General features: G+C 73.4%; 18 protein-coding genes and 3 pseudogenes. 13 read left to right on the top strand and 8 right to left on the bottom strand.

Annotation, left to right across the window (positions count from 1 at the left end; genetic code table 11):
* Window positions 1-43: 43 nt before the first annotated feature.
* The 3 genes from D9753_RS28210 to D9753_RS28200 all read right to left on the bottom strand — a co-directional run bounded on the left by D9753_RS28210 (window position 44) and on the right by D9753_RS28200 (window position 1,842).
* Complete coding sequence (locus D9753_RS28210) at window positions 44-313, bottom strand: hypothetical protein (RefSeq protein WP_121789566.1); 270 nt, start codon at window positions 311-313, stop codon at window positions 44-46.
* Window positions 314-439: 126 nt separating this feature from the next.
* A complete protein-coding gene (locus D9753_RS28205) occupies window positions 440-1,252 on the bottom strand; it encodes an anti-sigma factor (RefSeq protein ID WP_121789565.1) in 813 nt (270 codons plus the stop codon).
* A complete protein-coding gene (locus D9753_RS28200; RefSeq protein WP_121789564.1) occupies window positions 1,249-1,842 on the bottom strand; it encodes a sigma-70 family RNA polymerase sigma factor in 594 nt (197 codons plus the stop codon). Before D9753_RS28200 ends, D9753_RS28205 begins: the two co-directional genes overlap by 4 nt.
* Before the next feature lie 157 nt (window positions 1,843-1,999).
* Between D9753_RS28200 and D9753_RS28195 the strand changes: the two genes are divergently transcribed.
* The 3 genes from D9753_RS28195 (at window position 2,000) to D9753_RS28185 (ending at window position 6,902) form a co-directional block, all read left to right on the top strand.
* Window positions 2,000-3,541, top strand: a complete 1,542-nt coding sequence (locus D9753_RS28195) for a DUF4331 domain-containing protein (RefSeq protein ID WP_121789563.1) — start codon at window positions 2,000-2,002, stop codon at window positions 3,539-3,541.
* Window positions 3,542-3,633: 92 nt separating this feature from the next.
* A complete protein-coding gene (locus D9753_RS28190) occupies window positions 3,634-5,289 on the top strand; it encodes a tetratricopeptide repeat protein (RefSeq protein WP_240468305.1) in 1,656 nt (551 codons plus the stop codon).
* Complete coding sequence (locus D9753_RS28185; protein WP_121789562.1) at window positions 5,286-6,902, top strand: HoxN/HupN/NixA family nickel/cobalt transporter; 1,617 nt, start codon at window positions 5,286-5,288, stop codon at window positions 6,900-6,902. Before D9753_RS28190 ends, D9753_RS28185 begins: the two co-directional genes overlap by 4 nt.
* Before the next feature lie 121 nt (window positions 6,903-7,023).
* On the opposite strand, the gene D9753_RS28180 is transcribed toward D9753_RS28185, so the two are convergent.
* On the bottom strand, window positions 7,024-7,830 hold the full coding sequence (locus D9753_RS28180; RefSeq protein ID WP_121789561.1) for an SGNH/GDSL hydrolase family protein: 807 nt from the start codon (window positions 7,828-7,830) through the stop codon (window positions 7,024-7,026).
* 260 nt (window positions 7,831-8,090) lie between these two features.
* On the opposite strand from D9753_RS28180, the gene D9753_RS28175 reads away from it, so the two are divergent.
* From D9753_RS28175 to D9753_RS28155, 5 genes are all read left to right on the top strand, one after another.
* Complete coding sequence (locus D9753_RS28175; RefSeq protein WP_240468304.1) at window positions 8,091-8,501, top strand: hypothetical protein; 411 nt, start codon at window positions 8,091-8,093, stop codon at window positions 8,499-8,501.
* A gap of 413 nt (window positions 8,502-8,914) precedes the next feature.
* The gene (locus tag D9753_RS28170; RefSeq protein ID WP_121789560.1) at window positions 8,915-9,736 is read left to right on the top strand and encodes a glycosyltransferase family 2 protein; all 822 of its coding nucleotides are present in this window, start codon (window positions 8,915-8,917) and stop codon (window positions 9,734-9,736) included.
* Complete coding sequence (locus D9753_RS28165; protein WP_240468303.1) at window positions 9,733-10,896, top strand: glycosyltransferase; 1,164 nt, start codon at window positions 9,733-9,735, stop codon at window positions 10,894-10,896. Before D9753_RS28170 ends, D9753_RS28165 begins: the two co-directional genes overlap by 4 nt.
* A complete protein-coding gene (locus D9753_RS28160) occupies window positions 10,889-11,716 on the top strand; it encodes a polysaccharide deacetylase family protein (protein ID WP_240468302.1) in 828 nt (275 codons plus the stop codon). Before D9753_RS28165 ends, D9753_RS28160 begins: the two co-directional genes overlap by 8 nt.
* Window positions 11,709-15,167, top strand: a complete 3,459-nt coding sequence (locus D9753_RS28155; RefSeq protein ID WP_121789559.1) for a lipopolysaccharide biosynthesis protein — start codon at window positions 11,709-11,711, stop codon at window positions 15,165-15,167. Before D9753_RS28160 ends, D9753_RS28155 begins: the two co-directional genes overlap by 8 nt.
* 12 nt (window positions 15,168-15,179) lie before the next feature.
* Here the strand turns inward: D9753_RS28155 and D9753_RS28150 are convergent, their stop codons facing one another.
* Window positions 15,180-16,586, bottom strand: a complete 1,407-nt coding sequence (locus tag D9753_RS28150; RefSeq protein WP_121789558.1) for a glycoside hydrolase family protein — start codon at window positions 16,584-16,586, stop codon at window positions 15,180-15,182.
* A 154-nt stretch (window positions 16,587-16,740) separates the two neighbouring features.
* Between D9753_RS28150 and D9753_RS28145 the strand changes: the two genes are divergently transcribed.
* Window positions 16,741-17,835 carry a DUF5925 domain-containing protein gene (locus tag D9753_RS28145; protein ID WP_121789557.1) on the top strand — a complete coding sequence of 365 codons (1,095 nt, stop codon included), beginning with the start codon at window positions 16,741-16,743 and terminating at the stop codon, window positions 17,833-17,835.
* A 15-nt stretch (window positions 17,836-17,850) separates the two neighbouring features.
* A complete protein-coding gene (locus D9753_RS28140) occupies window positions 17,851-18,621 on the top strand; it encodes a DUF72 domain-containing protein (RefSeq protein WP_121789556.1) in 771 nt (256 codons plus the stop codon).
* Window positions 18,622-18,661: 40 nt separating this feature from the next.
* Here D9753_RS28140 and D9753_RS28135 read toward each other — a convergent pair whose 3' ends face one another.
* Window positions 18,662-19,030 carry a GntR family transcriptional regulator gene (locus D9753_RS28135; RefSeq protein WP_121791327.1) on the bottom strand — a complete coding sequence of 123 codons (369 nt, stop codon included), beginning with the start codon at window positions 19,028-19,030 and terminating at the stop codon, window positions 18,662-18,664.
* A gap of 72 nt (window positions 19,031-19,102) precedes the next feature.
* Here D9753_RS28135 and D9753_RS28130 point away from each other — a divergent pair.
* Both D9753_RS28130 and D9753_RS28125 read left to right on the top strand, forming a co-directional pair.
* Window positions 19,103-20,033 (top strand): annotated as a pseudogene (locus tag D9753_RS28130) (GNAT family N-acetyltransferase).
* Window positions 20,014-20,514 (top strand): DUF402 domain-containing protein, encoded by a 501-nt coding sequence (locus tag D9753_RS28125; RefSeq protein WP_121789555.1) that lies wholly within the window; start codon window positions 20,014-20,016, stop codon window positions 20,512-20,514. The pseudogene D9753_RS28130 and the gene D9753_RS28125 overlap by 20 nt, the downstream one beginning before the upstream one ends.
* Window positions 20,515-20,533: 19 nt before the next feature.
* Here the strand turns inward: D9753_RS28125 and D9753_RS28120 are convergent.
* A pseudogene (locus D9753_RS28120) lies at window positions 20,534-20,887 on the bottom strand (class I SAM-dependent methyltransferase); the annotation flags it as partial.
* Between the two features lie 200 nt (window positions 20,888-21,087).
* Here D9753_RS28120 and D9753_RS38765 point away from each other — a divergent pair.
* A complete protein-coding gene (locus D9753_RS38765; protein ID WP_121789554.1) occupies window positions 21,088-21,213 on the top strand; it encodes a hypothetical protein in 126 nt (41 codons plus the stop codon).
* A gap of 230 nt (window positions 21,214-21,443) precedes the next feature.
* Here D9753_RS38765 and D9753_RS28110 read toward each other — a convergent pair.
* Window positions 21,444-22,313, bottom strand: a pseudogene (locus D9753_RS28110) (esterase/lipase family protein).
* Window positions 22,314-22,517: the final 204 nt, after the last annotated feature.

Genomic DNA, 22,517 nt, shown 5'->3' with positions numbered 1-22,517 from the left:
GCGCGGTGGCCGCTTCGGTGGGCGGGTGACCGCTCGGTGACCGCTAGTGGCCGCCGAACAGCGAACGGCGCAGCCTGCGCAGCGGCGCGAAGAGGGAGACGCGACTGACTCGTCGGCCCCGGTCACTGCGCTCGTGCACGGCGTCACGCGCTGTCAGCTCACGCATCAGCAAGGTCGCCTCGATCGTCTCCCGCTGCGGTATGGCGGGACCCGCCAGTACCGACAGATGGCGGTCGAGGCGCGAACTGCTCGCGCTGCTCCCGCAGGTGATCGCAGGGACCCTGGCCCTGCTGCGCACTGCTATCTGCTCCATGTCACTCCCCACCCGTACGAGTCCACCCGGCCCGGGCAGGGTAACCCTATCGCCCCGGTGGGGCACGCGTGTATCTCGGCCACAGGATTCACCTTCCCTGCAAGGCGGTTGACCATCCCTCGTCGGCTACTCTCCGAATCCGACCGATTCCAGGGTGAGTTGGACAATCGGCTGGCCGGTGGGCCGTGTTGAGCCGCCGTCAGGTTCGACGGTCACGGCGAGTGACGTCGAGGAGGTGTCGAGACTCCGCGCGACCAAGGGCGTGTCGCCCGTGAAGAGCCCCAGGGAGCGCGGTTGCGCACGGGGACGCACGAGCCAGAGCTGGTGTACGCGCCCGCCGGCCGGTGCGCCGTACCCGCTGAGGGTGACGACGGCATCCCGTCCGGAAGCGGAAGCGATCACTCCGATCCGGCGCCCCCGCGCGTCCACGCTGCTCGCCGCGCGGGCGTCCGGAGCGGCGAGAACGTGGGCGATCTCACGTGCCCGGTCCTGCTCGGCGGCCAGCCGGTCACCGGTGCGGTGCGCCTGGACCGCGAAGAGGGAGGCGACGACGAGGGCGGCGGTGGCGGTGGCCGTGGCGAACGGCGCGAACAGGGGGCGCCTGCCGGGGGCGTGCGACCGTCCCGGCGGTGGCTGGACGCCCCAGACGTGCGGCGGCAGCCGACGTGGTCCCTCCAGGGCCGGCGCCTGCTCCTGCGGGGTGGTGCGCACGGCGGCCAGCACCCTCTCGCGCAGGGCGGCCGGCGCGGGGACCGCCGCGGACCAGGCGAGCCGCACCGCGTCCTCGGCGAGGTCCCGCACCTCGGCGGCGCAGCGGTCGCAGCCCGCCAGATGTTTCTCGAAGCGGCGCCGCTCGCCCGGTTCGAGGGCGTCGAGCGCGTAGGGCGCGGCGAGCGAGTGCGGGTCCTCGCGGCGCACCAGTCTGCCGAGGATGCTCATACGGCCCCTCCCAGGCACTGGCGCAGCCGGGTGAGCCCGTCGCGCATCCGCGTCTTGACCGTGCCGAGCGGCAGCGAGAGCCGCTCGGCGACCTCACGGTAGGTGTAGCCGTCGTAGTAGGCCAGGGTGACGGACTGGCGCTGGAGGGCGGTGAGCCGGTTCAGGCAGCGGCGCACCCACTCGCGTTCCAGGCCGGCCTCGACCTCCTCGGCGACCTGGTCGAACGCGGGTTCCCCGGCGCGCAGGGCCTCGCGCTGCTCGCGTTCCCCGGCCGCGCGGGCGCTGCGCACCCGGTCGACGGCCCGGCGGTGGGCGAGGGTGAGGACCCAGGAGAGGGCGCTGCCCCGGCGGGGGTCGAACCGGGCGGCGGAGCGCCACAGTTCGAGCAGCACCTCCTGGGCGACCTCCTCGGACTGGGCGGGGTCGCGCACCACCCGCCGGACGAGTCCGAACACGGGCCCGGAGACCAGTCCGTACAGGTCCTCGAACGCCCGCTGGTCGCCGCGCGCGACGAGCACCAGCAGGTCGTCCGCCTGTGCGCGGGTCCCCTCCCCGTGCCCGCAGCCGGCCCTTCCTCGCACCCCGCGCATCCGCACCGAGACACACCTCCCGGGAAACATACGGATCAGCGGGCCGAAAACGCGGGCCGGCGGGCGCAGAAAAGTTTTTTCCCGCGGACCAATCCGAACGGCGTGTCCGTTCCGTATACCCGTCCGTCAAGGCAAGACGGCACTGAGGACGGACGGCATGACACCTCTCATCTCCAGGAGCGGCACAGGACGCAAGGGCCTGGTCTCGCTCATCTGTGGCGCGCTGGCCGCCGGAGGGCTCGCAGCCGCCGGCGTCGCCACGCTGGAACCCGGGGCGGCCTCCGCCTCCTCCCACCGGGAAGCGCCACTGATCTCGGGGACCCCGCAGTACGACAACACCGACCTGTACGCGTTCGTCAGCCCGGACAAGCCCGACACGACGACGATCGTGGCGAACTGGATCCCGTTCGAGGAACCGGCGGGCGGACCGAACTTCTACACGTTCGCGGACGACGCGCAGTACGACCTGCACATCGACAACAACGCTGACGCGCAGGGCGATGCGGTCTTCCGCTACACCTTCAAGACGCACACGAAGAACGGGGACACGTTCCTCTACAACACGGGCCCGGTCAGCAACCTGGCCGACCCCGACCTCAACATCACCCAGACCTACGACCTCGACCTCATCCGCCTGAAGAACGGGCACGAGGCATCGAGGACGAAGCTCGCGGACGACGTGCCGGTGGCGCCGTCCGACGTCGGCAAGGCGTCCATGCCGGACTACGGCAAACTGCGCTCGCAGGCCGTCTACAAGACGGCGGGCGGCGCCACCACCTTCGCCGGGCAGGCGGACGACCCGTTCTTCGCCGACCTGCGCGTCTTCGACCTGCTGTACGGAGGCAACCTCAGCGAGGTCGGCCGGGACACCCTCAAGGGCTACAACGTCAACACCATCGCCCTCCAGGTGCCGAACGACCTGATCCGCGAGTCGGCCCACCAGCCGGTCGTCGGCATCTGGTCGACCACCCAGCGCCGTAACGCCCAGGGCTACTACAGCCAGGTCTCACGCCTGGGCAACCCGCTGGTGAACGAGGTCGTCAACCCGCAGAAGGACAAGGACAAGTTCAACGCGTCGCAGCCCGCGTACGACGGCCAGTTCCTGAAGAACGTCACCAACCCCGAACTGCCGAAGCTCATCGAGTCCATCTACAAGATCAAGGCGCCCGCCGAGCCGCGCAACGACCTCGTCGACGTCTTCCTCAAGGGCGTCAAGGGCCTGAACCAGCCCCCGAACGTGCGGGCTTCGGAGGAACTGCGGCTGAACACCTCGGTCCCGCCGAGCATGCACCCCAAGCGGCTGGGCGTGCTGGACGGTGACAACGCGGGCTTCCCGAACGGGCGCCGGCTCGGCGACGACGTGATCGACGCCGCGCTCCAGGTCGTCGAGGGCGAACTGGTCGGCTCCAAGAACGACCTGGGTGACGCGGTCGACAAGAACGACAAGAAGTTCGAGAAGTACTTCCCGTACGTCGCCGAGCCCACGGCCGGTTCACGCGGCCGGCTCGCCAAGGGCACGACCGCGGGGACGGACGTGCGCAGCCAGCTCGGGGACGCGCTCCAGCCGGCCGGCTCCTCCGCCGGCGGCTCCGGCGACACGACGCTGATCGCGGCCTCGGCGGCCTCCGGCGCGGCCGGGATCCTGCTGCTCGGCACGGCGTTCGCGTGGTGGCGCCGGCGTATGCAGCGCGCGTACTGACCCCGCACCCCACCCCCAGACCGGCGCGGCCCGTGTTCCCCCCATCCCCCACGGCGGGCCGCGCCTCCCACACGACCGACGGAGGAACAGGCATGGGCCCGCGCGGGCAGCACGAGGAGCACGAGGAGAACCAGGCGCACGGGGAGAACGGGGAGCGGCCGGTGAGCACGACCCACGACCCCCGACCGGCGGTGTCCCCGCGCCGCAGACGACGGCGACGCCTGACACCGGGGGGGACCGCAGGTGCCGGTGAGCGTGCCGGCGAGGGAGCCGGAGACGGCGTGGGTGCCGGGCCGGGTACGGCCGGTCGCGCGGGCGAAGGGGCCGGAGGAGGCGTGGGTGCCGGGCCGGGCGCTGCCGGTGGTGGGGGTGAGGGCGGCCGGGGTGGGGGGCGGGTCGCTGCTGTGCGGCGGGTCGGGGAGGCCGGGCGGCGGTGGCGGGCCGCGCGGCTGGCCGGGTCCGCCGTGCTGGTGGCCGTCGCCCTGACCGGCGGCGCGATCGCCCTCGGTGCCCAGCGGGCACCGGCGACCGCGCCCGTCGTGGCCGACGCCGTCGACCCCGGTGTCCTCGGCGGCGGGAACCTGGACGCGAGCATCGCCGCACTCCAGACGCATCTGCGGTCGCAGCCCAAGGACTCCGGCGGCTGGGCCACCCTCGGCCTGGCCTACGTGGAACAGGCGCGCACCAAGGGCGATCCGGCCCGCTATCCGCAGGCGGAGCAGGCGCTGCGGCGCTCCCTGTCCCTGGCACCGGACAGCGACCAGGCCCTGGCCGGCCGCGCCGCGCTCGCCGCGGCCCGGCACGACTTCGCGCACGCCCTGACTTTCGCGGACGCGGCCCTGCGGCGGAACCCGTACAGCGAGCGCGCCCTGTCCTCCCGTATCGACGCCCTGGTCGAACTCGGCCGGTACGCCGACGCGGCGAAGGCCGCCGCGACCGCCGACGCGCGCAAGCCGGGCGTACCGGTCTTCACCCGGTACGCGTACGTGCGCGAACTGCGCGGGGACGTCACCGCGGCACGCCGCGTTCTCGAACAGGCGCTGTCCGCGGCCACCTCACCGGGCGACACCGCGTACGTGGCCACGCAACTCGGCCAACTCGCCTGGAACCAGGGCGACTACCGGTCGGCCCTCACCTGCTACGCCCGCGCCCTGGCCGCCGACGACGGCTACCTCCCGGCGCTGGAGGGCCGGGCCCGCGCCCAGGCGGCCCGCGGTGACCGGACCGCCGCGATCAAGGGGATGGAGGCGGTGGTCGCCCGGTATCCGGTGCCCGGCCCGCTCGTCGTCCTGGGCGAGCTGTACGAGGCGCGCGGCGCGGCCGGTGACCGGGCGCGGGCCCGGCGGCAGTACGCGCTCGTCGACGCCTGGACGGCGCTGGCCCGCGCCAACGGCGTCAACGCCGACCTGGACACCGCGCTGGCCGCCGCCGACCACGGCGACAGGACGGCCGCCCTGCGCGCGGCCCGCGCCGAATGGGCCCGCCGGCACACCGTGCACACGGCGGACGCGCTCGCCTGGGCGCTGCACGTCAACGGCCGTGACCGCGAGGCCCTGCCGTACGCCCGCCGCGCCACCGCCACCGGCTACCGCAACGCCGCCTTCCGGTACCACCGGGGTGTGATCGAGCTGGCCACGGGCCACCGGGCGGCCGGCCGCGCCTCGCTGACGTCGGCCCTGGAACTGAACCCCGGCTTCTCCCCGCTGGGTTCCGCCGCGGCCCGCAAGGCCCTGGAGGGATCCGAGTGAAGCCACGCCCGCTGTATCTGCTCGTCCTCGCCGTGTGCGCGCTCACCCTCCTCCCGGCCGGCACCGCGAGCGCGCACCCCCTCGGCAACTTCACCGTCAACCGCTACGACGGCCTCGTCGCCGCTCCCGGGCAGCTCCGGGTCGACCATGTGGAGGACCTCGCCGAGATCCCGGCGACCCAGGCCGGGCCCGAGATCGAGCGGCTGGGGCTGGACGGGTGGGCACGGCGGCGGTGTGCGCGGGCCGCCGCGGACAGCACCCTCACCGTGGACGGGCGTACGACGGCCCTGACCGCCGCCCGCGGCACCGCGCGCCCCCGCCCCGGCCAGGCCGGGTTGCACACCCTGCGCGTGGAATGCCGGCTGACCGCCGCGCTCCCCCGCACCGGTACCGTCACCGTCCGCTTCCACAGCGCGGGTGCCACCGGCGGGCCCGGCTGGCGGGAGATCACCGCGCGCGGCGACCGGATGACGCTCACCGCGACGGACGTACCGCGCACGTCGGTCTCGCACGAACTGACGACCTATCCGAAGGACCTGCTGTCCTCGCCCGCCGACACCGCGACGGCCGCCCTACGGCTGCGGCCCGGTGGTCCGGCGCTCGCCGGGGACGCGGCGCGGCGGGAGACCCCGGGCGCCGGCGTGCTGCCCCGGGGTGCCGACCGCTGGACCCGGGCCCTGGACGATCTGGTGGCCCGGCGTGATCTCACCGTCGGCTTCGCCGCGCTGGCGCTGCTCATCGCGGTCGCCCTGGGCGCGCTGCACGCGCTCGCACCGGGGCACGGCAAGACCCTGATGGCCGCGTCGGCGGCGGCGCGCGGGGGCCGGGCCCGGCCGCGGGACGTGCTGCCGCTGGCCGCCTCGGTCACCGTGACCCACACGCTCGGCGTCGTCGCCCTGGGCCTGCTGGTGACGGCCGGTTCCGCCGCCACACCGGCGGTGATCGCCTGGCTGGGCCTCGCCAGCGGGGTCCTGGTGCTCGCGGCGGGCGTCACCCTCGTACGCCGGGCGTGGCACAGCCGGCCGCGTCCGGCCGCCGTTGCCCGCGAGGAAGTGGTGCGGCGGGAGTTGGCGGTCGTGGGCGCCGCAGGTCGCGGCGCCGCCCCACACCCTCACCACCACGACGGTGTGGAGCCCACCCATGGTGGCCACACCCACACCCACCCACGCACCCCCGACGGACACACCCACGCCCACGACGGTCACACGCACACCCACGGCAGTCACACCCACACCCATGGGGGACATACACACACCCACCCCACCGCGCCCACCCTCCGCGGGACGCTTCTCCTCGGGTTCGCCGGTGGGCTGGTGCCCAGTCCGTCCGCCGTGGTGGTGCTGGTCGGCGCCGCCGCGCTCGGCAAGGCCTGGTTCGGGCTGCTGCTCGTCGTGGCCTACGGTGCCGGTCTCGCGCTGACGCTCACCGCGGCCGGGTTCGCCGTCGTCCGGCTGGGCTCGGGCGCGGCCCGGGTGCTGGAGCGGCGTCCGCGCTGGACCGCGCATCCGCTGGCCACGCTGGCGCGCCGTACCCTGCCGTTCGCGTCCGCGCTGGTCGTGGTGGCGCTGGGTACGGGGCTGGTGCTCAAGGGGGCGGCGTCCGCGCTGGGCTGAGCCGTTCCGGCGGGACGACGGCGGCGGAGACCCCGTGGGACCGGGTCTCCGCCGCGCTGTCTGGTTCGCCCTGAGGAACCGGCCCCGGGGAGGTTCACCCTGCCGGGCGAGCCCTGACGGATCAGGCCGCGTTCGTGAGCACCGGCAGGTAGCCGCCGGAGTGGCCGGCCGCGGTCGGGTGGTACGACGTGCCGATGTCGAGCCAGTTGACGCTGTGCAGCCAGGAGTCGCTGGAGCAGATCTCGTGGCCGGTAAACGTGGTGCGGACGTCGCCGAAGGCGAAGTTGTGGGCGGTGGCGCGGGCCTTGATGACGGTGTCGATGTAGTCGGCCGCGCCGTTGATGGCGGACCGCTTGGTCTCGGAGAGGCCGAGGCAGGTCTGGCCGAGCAGGTAGAAGCGGGGGTAGCCGATGACGACCACCCGGGCGGACGGGGCCTTGGCGCTGATCGCGTTGTAGACGGTGTCCAGCTTGCCGGGGAGCGTGTTGGCGACGTACGCCCTGGCGGTGTCGATCTTGGAGAGGCAGGCGCTGTCGGACTGGATCACACAGGTCGTCATGACGTCGGAGAAGCCGGCGTCGTTGCCGCCGATCGTGAGGGACACCAGCGAGGTGGCGGAGTTGAGGGAGCCGAGCTGGTTGGCGAGCACGTCGTCCGTCTTCGCGCCGGAGCAGGCGTTGAAGGCGAACGAGGAGTAGCTGTGGGCGGCGTTCCACAGGTAGGGGTAGGCCTTCGTGCTCCGGTCGCAGCTACCGCTCGAGCTGATGTAACTCCCGGCGCCCACCCCGGAGGAGTAGGAGTCGCCGAGCGCCACGTAACCTCCGGCCGCGGCCGTGCCGGACGCGTTCGCCGAAGCGGCCCCGGTGAGACCGAGGCCGGCGGCGAGGAGGAGTGAAGTGAGGAATCCGGTAAGTCGGGAACGTCTCATGGAACCTCCCTTTAGCAGGATCTCTGCCTCAACGTTGGTACCAACTACGCGTGTTGACGGGAAGTGTTCATGCCAAGAATTTTGTGATCTCAACAGGATCGGTCCGAGATGTTCACTGCTCATCTATTGCATGTGCATGTCACATGTGTAGGCGCTCGCCCGGGTGCCCACAGGCCTCGCAGGATCGCCTTCTTGACGCCCACTCCGGTCTGCGCCACATTGAAGCCCGGCATCCGGCGCGTCGGGGGGCGAAGTCGCCAATGCGGACCTCACGCAGCGGAACACGCATCGAGGGACACTTCCGGGCAGGGCCGGGACGGCTCCTGCCACCCCTGCTCGCCGGGGCCGCGACCGCCGTGGCGGTGGCCGGTGCGCTGCTCGCCCTCCTCGACCTCGGCTCACCCCTGCGCGCCCCGTGCACTCTGTTCTTCCTGCTCGCGGCGCCGGCCGGGGCGATCGGCGCGGCGCTGCGCGGACTGGAGCCCCGAGGCCGGGCACTCACCGCCCTCGCGGGCGCGGTCGCCGTGAACATGCTGGTCGCCCAGAGCATGCTGGCCGTGCACCGCTGGTCGGTCCGTGGCGGGGTGGCCGCGGTGGCCCTCCTGAGCCTGCTGCTCCTCCTCCCGATGCCACTGCGGGAACGAGTTTCCGGAAAACACACACAAAAGTGACCGGCATGGTCCAAGGTGGTCTAACGGTCGAACCAGCATGAAGGTGAGGCAGCCTTCCGTGTCTTGCTATTCGGGTGCAACCGTCAATACCGTCGTACATCTCACCCGCACCGGTCCGCCGGCACTCGGCTCCAGGGGAGGGCTCAGGGCCGCGGTGTGCCCGGCGCGGGGCGCGGTAGGGGGGTGCCGTGCTCGGTGACCACAACCGTGACCGAGTCGTGCCGCGCGACCGGTTGCCGTCGTTCCCCGGCGGACCGGCAGCTTTGCCAGCTCGTCCACGGAGACGGAGACCACCCCGGGTACCACCCCGGAGACCGGCCCGCCGTACCGAGGATGAGAACCCCCCTTTCGAACCGGACACCGAGCCGGACCGCCCGTGGGCGGGCGGTCCACCGGACGAGAGGGAAACACTCATGAGTTCCGTGCTGCGCCCGCCGGGTCCGGGTCAGGATCCGCTGATCGCCGCCGACTACCGGCCCATCTCCTCCCACCTGGCGATCACCGTGCCGGTGAGTGTGGTCATCCCCGCCATGAACGAGGCGGAGAACCTGCCCTACGTCTTCAAGAGTCTGCCCGGCTGGATACACGAAGTGGTCCTGGTGGACGGCAACTCCACGGACGGCACCGTCGGCGTGGCGCGTTCCCTTTGGCCGGAGGTCAAGGTCGTCGAACAGCGGGGCAGAGGCAAGGGGGATGCCCTGATCAGCGGGTTCGAGGCCTGCACCGGCGACATCATCGTGATGGTCGACGCGGACGGCTCGGCCGACGGCGGGGAGATCGTGTCGTACGTCTCCGCCCTGGTCTCCGGCGCCGACTTCGCCAAGGGATCGCGCTTCGCCAACGGCGGCGGCACCGACGACATGACCTTCGTGCGCAGGCTGGGCAACCGGGCGCTGTGCGCCACCGTCAACCGCAAGTTCGGCGCCCGCTACACCGATCTCTGCTACGGCTACAACGCGTTCTGGCGGCACTGCCTCGACAGGATAGACCTCGACTGCACCGGCTTCGAGGTCGAGACTCTGATGAACATCAGAGTGGTCAAGGCGGGACTGAGGGTGCAGGAGATACCGAGCCACGAGTACCTGCGCATCCACGGCACGAGCAACCTGCGGGCCGTACGGGACGGGTTCCGGGTGCTGAGGGTGATCCTGCGGGAACGCTCCAACCGGCGGGAGCTGCGCCGCCGGGCACGCCGTTCACCACTGCTCGACACGGTCCGGGGCGAGGCGTCTTGACCGCTCCCGGCATCTCCGTCGTGATCTGCGTGTACACCGAGGACCGCTGGGAGGACATCCTCGCGGCGGTCTCCTCGGTACGCGCACAGTCGTGTCCGGCGCTGGAGACGCTCCTGGTCGTGGACCACAACCCCGCCCTGCGGGCCCGGCTGGAACGCGCGTACGAGCGGGGCGACGGCGTCCGGGTCCTGGCCAACGCCGGCCCGCGCGGCCTCTCCGCGGGCCGCAACACCGGCATCGCCGCCTCCCGGGGCGAGGTGATCGCCTTCCTCGACGACGACGCCGTCGCCGAACGGGACTGGCTGCGCCGCTTCACCGAGGGGTACGCCGACCCACGTGTCCTGGCGGTCGGCGGCCGTACGGTACCGGTGTGGGCGTCGGGCCGGCGGCCGGCCTGGTTCCCGGAGGAGTTCGACTGGGTGGTGGGCTGCACCTACAAGGGGCTGCCGCCCGGCCGGGTCCGGGTCCGCAACGTCCTCGGCGGCAACGCCTCCTTCCGGCGCACGGCGTTCGAGGCGGCGGGCGGCTTCGCCACCGGCATCGGCCGCGACGGCGACCACCGCCCGCTGGGCTGCGAGGAGACGGAACTGTGCATCCGCCTCAGCCGCGCCCGCCCCGACGCCGTCCTGCTCATCGACGACCGCGCGGTGATCCACCACCGGGTGCCCGCGTCGCGCGAGCGCTTCGCCTACTTCCGCAGCCGCACCTACGCCGAGGGCCTGTCCAAGGCCCTTGTGGCACGCAGCGTCGGCACGGGCAAGGGCCTGGAGTCCGAACGCCGTTACGTGGCACAGGTGCTGCCGGCCGGGATCGCGCGGGGTATCAGGGACGCACTGCTCGGCAGACCGGGCGGGGCGGGCCGCGCGGGCGCGATCGTCGCCGGAACGCTGAGCGCCGCCGCCGGCTACACACTGGCCGGCCTGCGGACCCGGCGAACGGCCGGTACGGCGCCCCCGCCGCCGCCACCCCAGGAACCGGCCCGCGACCCGGCCGAGGAGCCAACCCCCGGCCGGGCCGAGGAGCCGACACCGACACCGACCCAGGAACCACCCCGCGACCCGGCCCAGGAACCGACCCCAACACCGACGCGGAACCCACCCCGGGCATCCGTCCAGGTGCCCTCGGAGGCGTCGGCCCCCGGGGGTGGTCCCGGTGAGTGACGCCGGCGTGCCCATCCTCATGTACCACTCCGTCGCGACCGCCCCCAACGACGCCACCCGTGGCCTGTCGGTCGCCCCGGAGGCGTTCGCGGAGCAGATGGGGCTCATCGGCGACCTGGGGCTGACCCCGGTGACCACCGCCGACCTCGCGGCCGGCTGGCGCAGTGGCCGTCCGCTGCCCGCCCGGCCGGTGCTGATCACCTTCGACGACGGTTACGAGGGCGTGCACCGGCACGCGCTGCCCGTCCTCGCCCGGCACGGCTTCCCGGCCACTGTGTTCGTCTCCACCGGCTGGCTCCGGGGCGTCCACGACACCGGCTGCGGCCCGGACACCATGCTCGACTGGCCGCAGGTCCGCCAACTGGTCGCCGTCGGGGCCGAGATCGGCGGGCACAGCCACACCCACCCCCAGCTCGACCAGCTTCCCGACGACGTACTGCGCGCCGAGCTGGACCGCTGCACGCGGATCGTCACCGACGAACTCGGCGCCCCACCCGTGTCGTTCGCCTACCCGTACGGTTACTCCAGCCGCCGGGTCCGCCAGGCGGTCCACGCGGCCGGGTACGCCCAGGCGCTCGCCGTCGGCAACGCCCTGGCCCGTCGCCGCCAGGGCCCGTACGCGCTGCGCCGTGTCACGGTCCGCCGCGGCACCGGCGCCGAGGAGTTCGGGCGGCTCCTCGAAGGTCGCGACCTGGCACGGCACTTCGCCGGGGACCGCGTCCTCACCAAGGGGTACGCCCTCGTCCGCAGAGCCCGCCAGCTCCGCCAGGTCCGTCAGCTCCGCCAGCTCCGCCGGAAGGCCGTCCCCGGCCGTGTCTGACACGACCACCGCGCCCACGACGGCCGGGACGGCGGCACCCGGCGCCACGGCACCCGGGTCCGGCCGGTCCACCGGCGGCAGCCCGCTGTTCCGCAACGCCTACGCGCTGATGCTCAACACCGGCATCTCGGCCGTCCTCGGGCTCGGCTTCTGGCTGGCCGCGGCGCGCTACTACTCCGAGTCGGCGGTCGGGCAGGGCTCCGCCGCCATCGCCGCGATGAAGTTCCTCGCCGGACTGACCGCGGTGACCCTGACCGGCGCCCTGGCCCGTTTCATCCCCGTCGCCGGTGACCGCACCGGGCGGCTCGTCCTGCGTACCTACGCGGGCGGTTCGCTGGTCGTGGCGGTCGCCGCCGGGATCTTCCTGCTGACCCTGGACGCGTGGGGGCCGTCGTACCGCTTCCTGCACGGCACCCCGAACGGGCTGGGGTTCGTCGTGGCCGTCGCCGCCTGGAACGTGCTCACCCTCCAGGACGGCGTGCTCACCGGGCTGCGCAGCGCGCCCTGGGTGCCGGTCGGCAACACCGTGTTCTCGGCGGTCAAGCTCGCCCTGCTCGCCGCGTTCGCCGTCGCCCTGCCGACCACCGGTGTCTTCGTGTCCTGGGTGGCCGCGATCGCCACCTCCGTGGTGCCGCTGGGCTGGCTGGTGTTCCGGCGGCTGGTCCCCCGGCACGTGCGGGCCACCGCGAACCGGGCCGGCCCGCCGACGCCGAGGGAGATCGGCAGGTTCCTGGCCGGGGACTACACCGGTTCGCTGTTCTCCCTCGCCGTGGTCTACCTCGTGCCGGTGATCATCGCCGCGCGGGTCGGCTCCGAGCAGAACGCGTACTTCTACATCGCCACCACCATCGGCGGCACGACCAACCTGCTCGCCGTCAACATGGGCGCCTCCCTCACCGTGGAGGGCTCGCACGACCCGGCACGGCTGGCCGCCGACACCCGGGCCGTGCTGAAGCGGATGGCCCGGATCATGCTGCCGGTCGCGGCCCTGCTGTTCACCGGCGCGCCCTGGATCCTCGGCGTGTTCGGCGAGGGCTACGCGGACGCGGCGACCCCGCTGCTGCGCTGGTACGCGGTCGGCGCGGTGCTGCGGACCGTGATGGAGACCCACTTCGCGGTGTTGCGCGCGCAGAGCCGCACCGCCGGACTCGCGTGGCTCCAGGGCCTGTTGTGCGTGCTGGTGCTGAGCCTGACCGTGCTGCTCCTGCCCCGGCTGGGGCTGACCGGCGCGGGCGTCGCCGAGATCTCCAGCCTCGCGGTGGTCGTGGCGATCGCCGCGCCGAAACTGTGGCGGACGGCGCGGTCCACGCCCACCACCGTGCCGGACACCACGGCACCGGACGGTGACCTCGCCGACCTGGAGCCGCTCTCCCGCGCCCGGCTGCGCTCCGGCGGGGGCACCCCCGCCGTCCCGGCGCGCCGGTCCGGCCCGGCGTGGGTGCGCGACCGCGACACCTGGGCCGGAGTGCTCCTCGGGGGTCTGCTGGTGGCCGCGCTGGTGCTGTACTGGGTGCCCGCGCTGCGGCTCGGCGAGGCGGACCTGGACCGGATGGGCGGGCTGGGGCTGGTCTCGGTGCTGCCGCCGCCGACCCTGGCCGGGGCGGCCCTGCTGGTCACCGTGTTCGCCGTGCTGCTCCGGCTGCGCCGCGAACACCGGGCGCTGCTGCTGCTCACCCTGCTGGCGACCGTGGTCTGCCTGCACGCGCTGCCCGCGGTGATCGAGGCCGAGCCGCGGTTCCCGACGGCCTGGCAGCACCTCGGCTTCCTCGACCACATCGACCGGACCGGTGCCGCCGTACCGGACCTGGACGCCCGCTGGAGCTGGCCGGGCTTCTTCGCGCTGGCCGCGTTCGCCGGCCGGGCGTGCGGGATCACCGACTTCACCGAGGTCATCCGTTGGTGGCCGACGGCCGTACAACTCGCTTACCTGGCCCCGATGTTCTTACTCACCCGGGTGATGCGGGCGAGCTGGCGGGCGAAGTGGAGCGGGGTGTGGATCTTCGCGCTGAGCGGCTGGGTCGGTCAGGACTACTTCTCCCCGCAGGGCTTCACCTATCTGCTGTACCTGGTGTTCGTGGCCGTCCTGCTGGTCTGGTTCCGCCCGCCCCGGGTCATCTGGACGGGACGGCGCCCGGGCGAGGCCGAGGTGGAGCCGGCCGGCCGGCGGCAACGCGCCGTGCTGCTGCTCGTGCTGATGGCGCTCTACGCGGCGACGGTGCCCGCGCACCAGCTCACCCCGTTCATGATGCTGGGCGTGCTCACGGTCCTCGTCCTGCTCGGCCGGTCCGAACTGCGCGGGCTGCCACTGCTGTTCGCGGTGCTGGTGGCGGTCTGGGTCGGCTTCATGGCCGAGCCGTACTGGTCGGGGCACTTCGACGAACTCTTCGGCGGGGTGGGCGGGGTCGGCGGCAATGTCTCCACGTCCGTCTCCGGCCGTATCCAGGGCGGCAGTGCGACCCACAAGCTGGTGCTGTACACCCGGGTGCTGCTGGCCGGTTCGGTGCTGGGCCTGGCCTGCTGGGGCTGGTGGCGGCGGCGCCTGCACCGGTACCGGGAACGGTCCCTGCCGGTCCTCGCGTTCGTCCCGTTCCTCGGCTTCGGCATGCAGTCGTACGGCGGTGAGATGGCGCTGCGCGTCTTCATGTTCGCGGTGCCGGGCGCGGCCCTGCTCGGCGGGCTCGCGCTCTTCCCGCGCACCGGTGGCGCCGTGGGGAAGGTCCGGGTGCGGCTCGCCCCGCCGGCCGTGCTGCTCATGGGGCTGCTGCTGATGGGCGGTTTCCTGGTGGCCCGCTGGGGCAACGAGCCGTTCGAGCGGGTCCGGCCCGGTGAGGTCGCGGCCATGGACTGGGTGTACGCCCACGACCGGCCGACGGTACGGCTGCTGTGGCTCAGCCAGGACCCGGTCAACGAGGTGACGCCGGCGCTGCCGTGGGGGGCGCGGGACATGGAGCGGGTGAGCTACGTGCCGACGCTCGCACCGGCCGACCCCCGTCGGGTGGCGGGCCTGGTGAAGGCGCTGGAGGACGCCGGGCCGCACGCGTATCTGATGGTCGACCGGAGCCAGGCGACGTATCTGGAGCTGGACGCGGGCTACCCGGCGGCCTGGCGGTCCCGGCTGGTCCGTCGCCTGGACGGCCGGCGGGAGCTGACGCGGGTCCTGGCCGACGAGGACGTCACGGTGTACGCGCTGCGGGAGCGGCCGGCGGGGCCGGTGCCCGAGCCGGATCCGGGGCCGGCCGGACCGCAGGTGACGTGGACGCCGTGGTCGGTGGCCGGAGCGCTCGCCGCCGTCGTCCTGGTCCTGCTGCTGGCCGCCCGTGAGCTGGTCCGGGTCGGGGCGCGGCCGGGGGTGCGCCGGCTGCGGCTGGTCCAGGGCGGTTTCTGGTTCTCGCTGCCGCTGCTGGGGCTGGTGCTGGCCTCGCTGGTGCAGCGGTTCGTGACGCTGAAGTGAGGGTGCGGTGGCTCAGCGGCCGAGCCACTTCACCTCGTACGCGCCCATCGTGAACCGCCGGCCGTCGACCCGTGCGCTGATCCGCCGGCCGAGGGTGTTGACGACGAGGACGGTCCGCCGGGTGGCGAGGACGCGGAGGTGGGGCGCGGCGTCCGGGGCGACGGACACGGTCGCGTACCGGGTGCCCGGCGGGAACGCGCGCGCGAAGCGGGACACCAGGCCGTACAGCGGGAGTTCCCGGCCGCCGCCGGCGGTGTCGGTCGGGGACCACAGGCAGCCGGGGCACGGGCCGGTCCGCTCCTGCGGGTTCCAGTAGAAGCCGGAGCCGGCGCCGCCCCTGACCATGGCGATCATGCCGGTGGCCTGGACGGCGACGCGGTGCGGTTCGCTCCAGCCGGTGCGTTCGCCGTCGCCGTCGCCGGGCTCGACGTAGTACTCGGCCCACCACAGGGGCAGGTCGCGGGTCAGCCGCCGTACCCAGGTGCCGACGGCGGTGAGCTTGGCGGTGGCCGCGAACTCGTCCGGGAGCAGGGCGTCGTCGCGGGTGTAGCTGGCGCCGTCGACCACGGTGAAGTCGGCGCCGGCCCGGTGGGTGTTCCAGTAGGCGAAGGCGTCCAGGACCCGTTGGTCCATGGCGCCCCAGGGGCCTCTGAGCGCGGTCGAGGCATGGGGGCCGCGTGGGTCGACGCTGTCCATGACCAGGTACGGGCCGCCGACCATGACGTCCCGGTCGACGTTCTTCAGCGCCTTGTACACCAGGTTGTACATCCGGGTGTAGCCCTCGTAGTCCCAGCGGGACCCGGCGTCGTTCCAGAAGCCCTTGAACTCGTTCCAGACGATGAAGTGCCGTACGTCCGGGTAGCGCCGGGCGACGGTCGCGGCGAGGTCGGCGAAGTCCTGGTAGTGGGCGGGGAGCGGGGCGCTCTCCAGTGCGGCCCGGCTCCAGTCGGTGCGGCCGGCCCCGGCCGTAGCGCCCTTCATCCAGTCCGGGGAGCAGCACAGCGTGATCACCGGGGTGCCGCCGGAGGCGCGGACGAGGCCGATGCGCCGGTCCAGCGCGTCGAAGTCGTAACGTCCTCTGGCCGGCTCGGGGTTGTCGGCGCCCCAGCCCATGATGTGCTGGTTCTGCGCCAGCCCGCCGTCCCGGCCGAGGAGCCGTGTCACGCGCGCGGTGGCGGCCGGTGAACCCTGGTCGGCGCTGTACCGGGTGTGCGTGAAGCCCCAGCCGACGTGCGGTCGGGGGCTGCCGGCCGGGGCGGCCGGGGTGCCGTGCGGCCTGTCGCCGTCGTGTGCGGTGCCGAGGCCGCCGGGCTGTGTGCCGAGCAGGGTGAGCAGCAGGGCCAGCGCGGCCAGGCCCGCGCCGAGCAGGGCGGTGAGCCGCCACCGCCGCCTTCGCGCGTCCCCGCCAGGGCGTCCCATCGGGGACCACAGTAACGGGGGGAGCCGGGCGGCGGGCAGGTGTCGGCCGGGACAGCGGTCACGGCCCCGGGAGGTCGGGCGACCGTCCCGGGACACCCGGAACAAGCGGCGGAAATGCCGTGCGCGGAGCGCATCCGTGCCGGATCATGGCGGCATGGCTGCCAACCCGCACGACGCTCTGCCGATCCGGCTCCACGTCGACGACTCCGACTCGCCGTCCGACGTCGTCGACGCGCTGTTCCTCGGCCGTTTCGCAACGGGCGAGCAGCCGTACTCGCACGCGGTGAACATCGACCGGGTGCGCTCGGGCGCGTCCCTGCTGCCGGAGGGCGCCCAGGTGCTGCGGGTCGCCCGCGACGACGACCGCAGCGCGACCCTCGCCGAGGGCGAGGGCTGGACCCTGCTGGTCTCCCGCTGGAACCGGGGCGCGGACGTCACGGTCACGGCGACCAGCGCCGAGCTGGCGAAGCGGATCCTCGACCAGGCCACGGACGGCGCGACCGACGAGCCGGAACCCCAGCCGGAGAACGTGGCGATGGGGTTCTGGTACGTCTCCCCGCGGCGCGGCCCGCACCGCACCACCCGTCAGATCTCGGCGGGCACCTGGAACGAGGTCCGGTCCAACTACACGGCGCCGGTGGCGGGCGCGATGGACCGCCTCATGAAGACGACCCCCGAGGACATCGCGGGCCGGCTGCTCCTGCTCCACGGACCGCCCGGCACCGGGAAGACCTCCGCGCTGCGCACCCTGGCCCGCTCCTGGCGGGACTGGTGCCAGGTGGACTGCGTCCTGGATCCGGAACGTCTCTTCTCCGACGTCGGCTATCTGATGGACATCGCCATCGGCGAGGACGACGGTGCCGGCAAGGGCCGCTGGCGGCTGCTGCTGCTGGAGGACTGCGACGAGCTGATCCGCGGTGAGGCCCGGCACACGGCGGGCCAGGCCCTGTCGCGCCTGCTGAACCTCACCGACGGCCTGCTCGGCCAGGGCCGCAACGTCCTGGTGGGCGTCACCACCAACGAGGACCTGGAGCGGCTGCATCCGGCCGTGGTCCGCCCCGGCCGCTGTCTGGCCCGCATCGAGGTCGGCCCGCTGACGCACCGGGAGGCGGTCGACTGGCTCGGCACCGAGGAGGGCGTCGGCCGCGAGGGCGCCACCCTGGCCGAGCTGTACGCACTGCGCCGGGGCACCACGCCGACGTCCGTGCCCGGCGCGCGGGAGGGAGCGGACGCGGGCCTGTACCTGTGATGCTTTCATGAGGGTATGACCGTGTTCGTCGGCACGTCGGGTTGGCAGTACAAGGACTGGCGGGACGTCGTCTACCCGGCGGGTGTCCCGACGCGGCTGTGGCTGGAGGAGTACACACGGCTCTTCGCGACGGTGGAGATCAACAACGCGTTCTACCGGCTGCCGTCGTACGACACCTTCGCCGCCTGGCGCGACCGCGTCCCGCCGGACTTCGTCGTCACGGTCAAGGCCAGCCGCTTCCTCACCCACATCAAGCGGCTGAAGGACCCCGAGGAGCCGGTCCACCGTCTGATGACCCACGCGGCGGGCCTCGGCGACCGCCTGGGTCCGGTCCTGCTCCAGCTCCCGCCGACCCTGCGCGCCGACCCGCCCCTGCTGGACGCCTGCCTGGCCCGCTTCCCGCCGGGCACACGGGTCGCGGTGGAACCCCGCCACGACTCGTGGTGGACCCCGGAGCTGCGGCGCGTGCTGGAGTCCCGGGGCGCGGCCCTGTGCTGGGCGGACGTCCTGGCCCGCCCGGCCGGCCCGCTGTGGCGCACCGCCGACTGGGGCTACGTCCGCTTCCACCAGGGCCGCGCCCAGCCCTGGCCCCGCTACGGCCGCCGCTCCCTGGAGACCTGGGTGGACCGGATCGCGACGGCCCGGCCCGGCGGGGAGGACGTGTACGCGTACTTCAACAACGACCCGGGGGGCGCGGCGGTGCGGGACGCGGTGGCGTTCGCGGCGGCGGCGCGCAGGGCGGGTCTGACGGTGACACGGACACCGGAACCCGTGCGACCGCGGTGACCGCGGTGACCGCGGTGACCGCGCGGGCCCGACGCGAGCGCTATCCCGCGTAGGCCGCCAGCACGGCGTCCCGTACGGCGGCGAGCGCCTCGTCCTCCCCCAGCCCGAGCCTGCGCACCCGCTCCGCGTACGCCTGCGCGGCCGAGGACGCCTCCCGCTGTGCGGCCGAACCGGCGGCGGCCACGAACGTGCCGTTGCGTCCGCGCGTCTCGATCACCCCGTCGCCCTCCAGCGCCCGGTAGGCCTTGGCCACCGTGTTCACCGCGAGCCCCAGGGACTCGGCCAGCCCCCGCACGGTCGGCAGCCGGTACCCCACGGGGAGCGCGCCGGACCGCGCCTGCTCGGAAATTCGCGCCCGCACCTGCTCGTACGGAGGCGCGCTGTCATCGATGCGGATCTTCAGGCTCACGGCCCGATTGTCCCGCACCCGGCGGGAAAATCGGGAGGCGGTCGGCCGTTCCCGCCGCGTACGGTCCCCCACATGACCGTGCTCGTGCGCGACCTGCGCCCCGGCGTCCCGGCCGACACCGAGGGCTTCGCCCGTGTCCGCCGCCTCGCCCTCCCCTTCTTCCTGTGCACCCCGGAGTCGGTGCGGCACGCGGCCGCCCGGGTCCATCCCGGCGCCCGCTACCGTCCGCTCGTCGCGGAGGAGGACGGCGAGGTGATCGGCACGGCACAGGTGTATCTGGCCCACGACAGCCCCGAGCCGGGCCAGGGCTGCCTGAACGTCCACGTCCGCCCGGACCGGACCCACCGGGGCGCCGGCGGGCTGCTGGTGCGGGCGCGCCGAGGAGTACCTGACGGACCTGGGCGTGACCAGGCTGCTCGCCTGGGCGATGGACGAGCCGGCCTGCCGGGCCTTCGCCGAGCGGCGCGGCTACCGGCGGGGCCGCTCCGCCCATTTCCTCCGGCTGGACCTCGCCCACGGCACCCTCCCCCCTGCGCCGCCGGTCCGGCCCGGCGTCGAACTGCGCACCGGCGCCGACCTCGCGGACGACCCCCGGCCGCTGTTCGACCTGGACGCGGAGACGGTACTGGACGAACCCGGCGACGTGACCGCCGAGTTGGGGGACTACGACGCCTGGGTCGAGGAGACCTGGAACCATCCGCTGCTGGACCGGGAGCTGACCACGGTCGCCTGCGTGGACGGCCGTCCGGTCGCCTTCACCATGGCCCGCACCGACGGCGGCACCCGGTACGAGACGGCCATGACCGGCACCGCCCGCGCCCACCGCGGCCGGGGCCTGGCCAGGCTGGCCAAGAGCCGTTCCCTGCGCCTGGCCCGCGCCGCCGGTCTCACCGAGGCCTTCACGGGCAACGACACCGGCAACGCCCCCATGCTCGCCGTCAACACCTGGCTGGGGTACGAGAGGTGCGCGTCGGAGGTGCGCTGTGTCCGTGAACTCGGCTGAGTCCGTGCGGTGGCTGGAGGTCGTCCTGGTCAAGGGGGGCCGTACGAAGATCCGTTACCCGGCGCAGTCACTCCGGGACGACGGCACCCGGATCGCCGTACGCGCCCGCTGGGCGGGCTCGGGGGTGCGCGACTTCGGGTTCGTGCGCTTCGAGCCGGGCGACGTGTTCACCGAGTACTACTGGCGGGACCGGTGGTATTCCGTGAAGGAGGTCCGCGGCGCGGACGGGGTGCTCAAGGGCTGGTACTGCGACATCACCCGCCCCGCGGTCCTGTCCGGCACGGAGCTGGTCGTGGAGGACCTCGACCTGGACCTGTGGCGCTCCGGGGACGGGCGGGACGTACGGCGGCTGGACGAGGACGAGTTCGCCGGGAGCGGGCTCGCGCGGACGGACCCGCGGGCCGCGTCCGCCGCCATGGCCGCCCTGGACACCCTGGAGGCGCTGGCCCGGGCCGGCGGCTTCGAGGAGCTGCTGACCTGAGCCGCCGTCGCCCGCGCTGTCACACGGTCGCCACCACTGTGTACCGCTCGTCGGTGACGGTCTTCCCCCACAGCAGCGGGTCGTCGGACAGTCGCTCCACGTGTACGTCCCCGGCGAGCGGCCGGAGCAGCGCGGTGAGCCGCTCGGCGGGTATGCCGACCGGGGTGAGGGTCCCCCACACGCCCTCGGTCAGCACGAACCGGCCGCCGGGCCGCAGCAGGCCCCGCCGGTGCCGCAGGACGCGGGCGGGGTCCGGCAGCGTCCACAGCACGTGCCGTACGAGGACGACGTCGAAGCGGCGGGCGCCGACCGGCGGGCTCGCGGCGTCCCCGCACAGGATCTCCGCGCCGTGCCCGGCGAGCTTGGCGCGGGCCCCAGTCCACTTCCGGGGCAGCCGCAACCGTGTGCCGCTTCCTGCTCGTCATGCTCAGAGAGTGACACATGCCATTGACAGTGCGGACGTGACTGCCGCCACTGACATCCCGGCACCGATGAGGAACTCTCCCCGAAAGCGTCTACCTCCGTGACAACACGGAACCCGGTAGGCACTGAAGGAGGCAGCCATGCGCCCGCGTGACCGTGCAGAAGCCCCTGAAGAGGACGGACAGCCGCCGGATCCGCGAGGAGGCGGAGGAGCCTCCCGCGGGACGTCCCGAGGTGCGCAAGGACATCGCGCGCACCTGGTGGCCCGAGGCCTGACACCGCGGCGCCCCGGCCCGGCCGGCGCCTTCCACCTCAGCGCAGCCTGAGCACTGCCTTAAGCGCACCATAAGGATCGTCTCCGGCCGCCCGCGGCGGGCGGTTCCGCGGTTTCCTGGAGGCGGCTTCCGAACACCCCCACGGGCTTCGGTGAGCGGCCGGTCAGCCACGTCCCGCGGCGCTGTCCGGGGCCTGTCCGGCGGCTCAGGCCGGTCAGGCCCCGGTGGCCGTCAGCCGAACACCGACGCGCAGGTGGTCGCGGTGGCGTGGGCCGGGTCGAGCGCGTTGGCCACCTCGTGGAACGCGATGCGGTCGAGCAGGCCCGATCGCGACGTGTTCGGAGAGGTCGAGCGGGCACAGGTCCTGGAGCAGGACGTTGTGGACGTCCGGGCCGTTCAGGTACTGGCTGCGCCAGGGGGTGACGACCTCGTCGTCGCGGGTGGCGATGACCGTGTAGTGCACTCCGGGGACGGTGTCACCGCCCGCCGTTGAGCCTGGTGAGGAACGCGGAGCCGGTGATCTGGTCGGCGAGGCCGGGCGTGGTGGCCCTGAGCAGGTCCTCGGCGCCGGGGAAGTAGGGCAGCAGCCGGGTGAGGCCGCTGAGGTTCGTGCCGTGGTTGTCGGGGGCGATGCCGACGAGCGCGTCGACCTTGTCCGCCCCGCCCAGGAACCGCAGGTAGTAGCGGGGCATCATGCCGCCCTGCGAGTGACCGACCAGGTCGGCCTTGGCGGCGCCGGTCGCGGCGAGCACCCGGTCGACGAAGGCGGCCAGTTGTCCGGCGGACTCGTCTATGGGGGCCGAGTCCGTGGAAGAGGGGGACGCCGGGGAGCTGACCGTAGTCCAGGGAGTAGACGCAGTACCCGCGGCTCTTCAGGTAGGGGGCGAGGGAGAGCCAGTTGTCGACCGAGTTGCCCAGGGTGCCGTGGACGAGGACGACGGGGCGGGGGTGGGCGGCGGAGGGCTTGCAGGTGTAGTCGTTCCAGCCCGCGCTCGGGGCGGCGGTCTCCGAGGCGCTGGCGGTGGCGGCGGGTACGGCGGCGAGGGTGGCGGTCAGGAGGAGGGCGGCGAAGGGTCTGAGCGCTCGCTTCCAGGGCAGCATCGGGGGATCTCCTTGCGGCTCAAGGGAGGTGCACGGCCTCAACCTGTGATCCGGATCACGGGATGCTGTTCATTCGTCAAGTTACGGGCGGGTAGTGGACGTGTGAAGTTACGCGTCGGTAAAAACTTCCGGCGCTCACCGGCGGCCCGGCGACCGGCGGCTCACCGCGGGGCCCAAGGCTCACCGTCCGACCGAAGGCTCACC

Source organism: Streptomyces dangxiongensis (assembly GCF_003675325.1).
Taxonomy (GTDB): domain Bacteria; phylum Actinomycetota; class Actinomycetes; order Streptomycetales; family Streptomycetaceae; genus Streptomyces; species Streptomyces dangxiongensis.
This window is presented reverse-complemented; position numbering and strand designations above follow the sequence as displayed.

Excerpts from the sequence above, each read along its gene's own strand:
- D9753_RS28140 (WP_121789556.1), top strand. The coding sequence starts at position 17,851 with ATGACCGTGTTCGTCGGCACGTCGGGTTGGCAGTACAAGGACTGGCGG.
- D9753_RS28175 (WP_240468304.1), top strand. The coding sequence starts at position 8,091 with ATGCGGACCTCACGCAGCGGAACACGCATCGAGGGACACTTCCGGGCA.
- D9753_RS28170 (WP_121789560.1), top strand. The coding sequence starts at position 8,915 with ATGAGTTCCGTGCTGCGCCCGCCGGGTCCGGGTCAGGATCCGCTGATC.
- D9753_RS28145 (WP_121789557.1), top strand. The coding sequence starts at position 16,741 with ATGGCTGCCAACCCGCACGACGCTCTGCCGATCCGGCTCCACGTCGAC.
- D9753_RS28180 (WP_121789561.1), bottom strand. The coding sequence starts at position 7,830 with ATGAGACGTTCCCGACTTACCGGATTCCTCACTTCACTCCTCCTCGCC.
- D9753_RS28200 (WP_121789564.1), bottom strand. The coding sequence starts at position 1,842 with ATGCGCGGGGTGCGAGGAAGGGCCGGCTGCGGGCACGGGGAGGGGACC.
- D9753_RS28210 (WP_121789566.1), bottom strand. The coding sequence starts at position 313 with ATGGAGCAGATAGCAGTGCGCAGCAGGGCCAGGGTCCCTGCGATCACC.
- D9753_RS28190 (WP_240468305.1), top strand. The coding sequence starts at position 3,634 with ATGGGCCCGCGCGGGCAGCACGAGGAGCACGAGGAGAACCAGGCGCAC.
- D9753_RS28205 (WP_121789565.1), bottom strand. The coding sequence starts at position 1,252 with ATGAGCATCCTCGGCAGACTGGTGCGCCGCGAGGACCCGCACTCGCTC.
- D9753_RS28195 (WP_121789563.1), top strand. The coding sequence starts at position 2,000 with ATGACACCTCTCATCTCCAGGAGCGGCACAGGACGCAAGGGCCTGGTC.
- D9753_RS28150 (WP_121789558.1), bottom strand. The coding sequence starts at position 16,586 with ATGGGACGCCCTGGCGGGGACGCGCGAAGGCGGCGGTGGCGGCTCACC.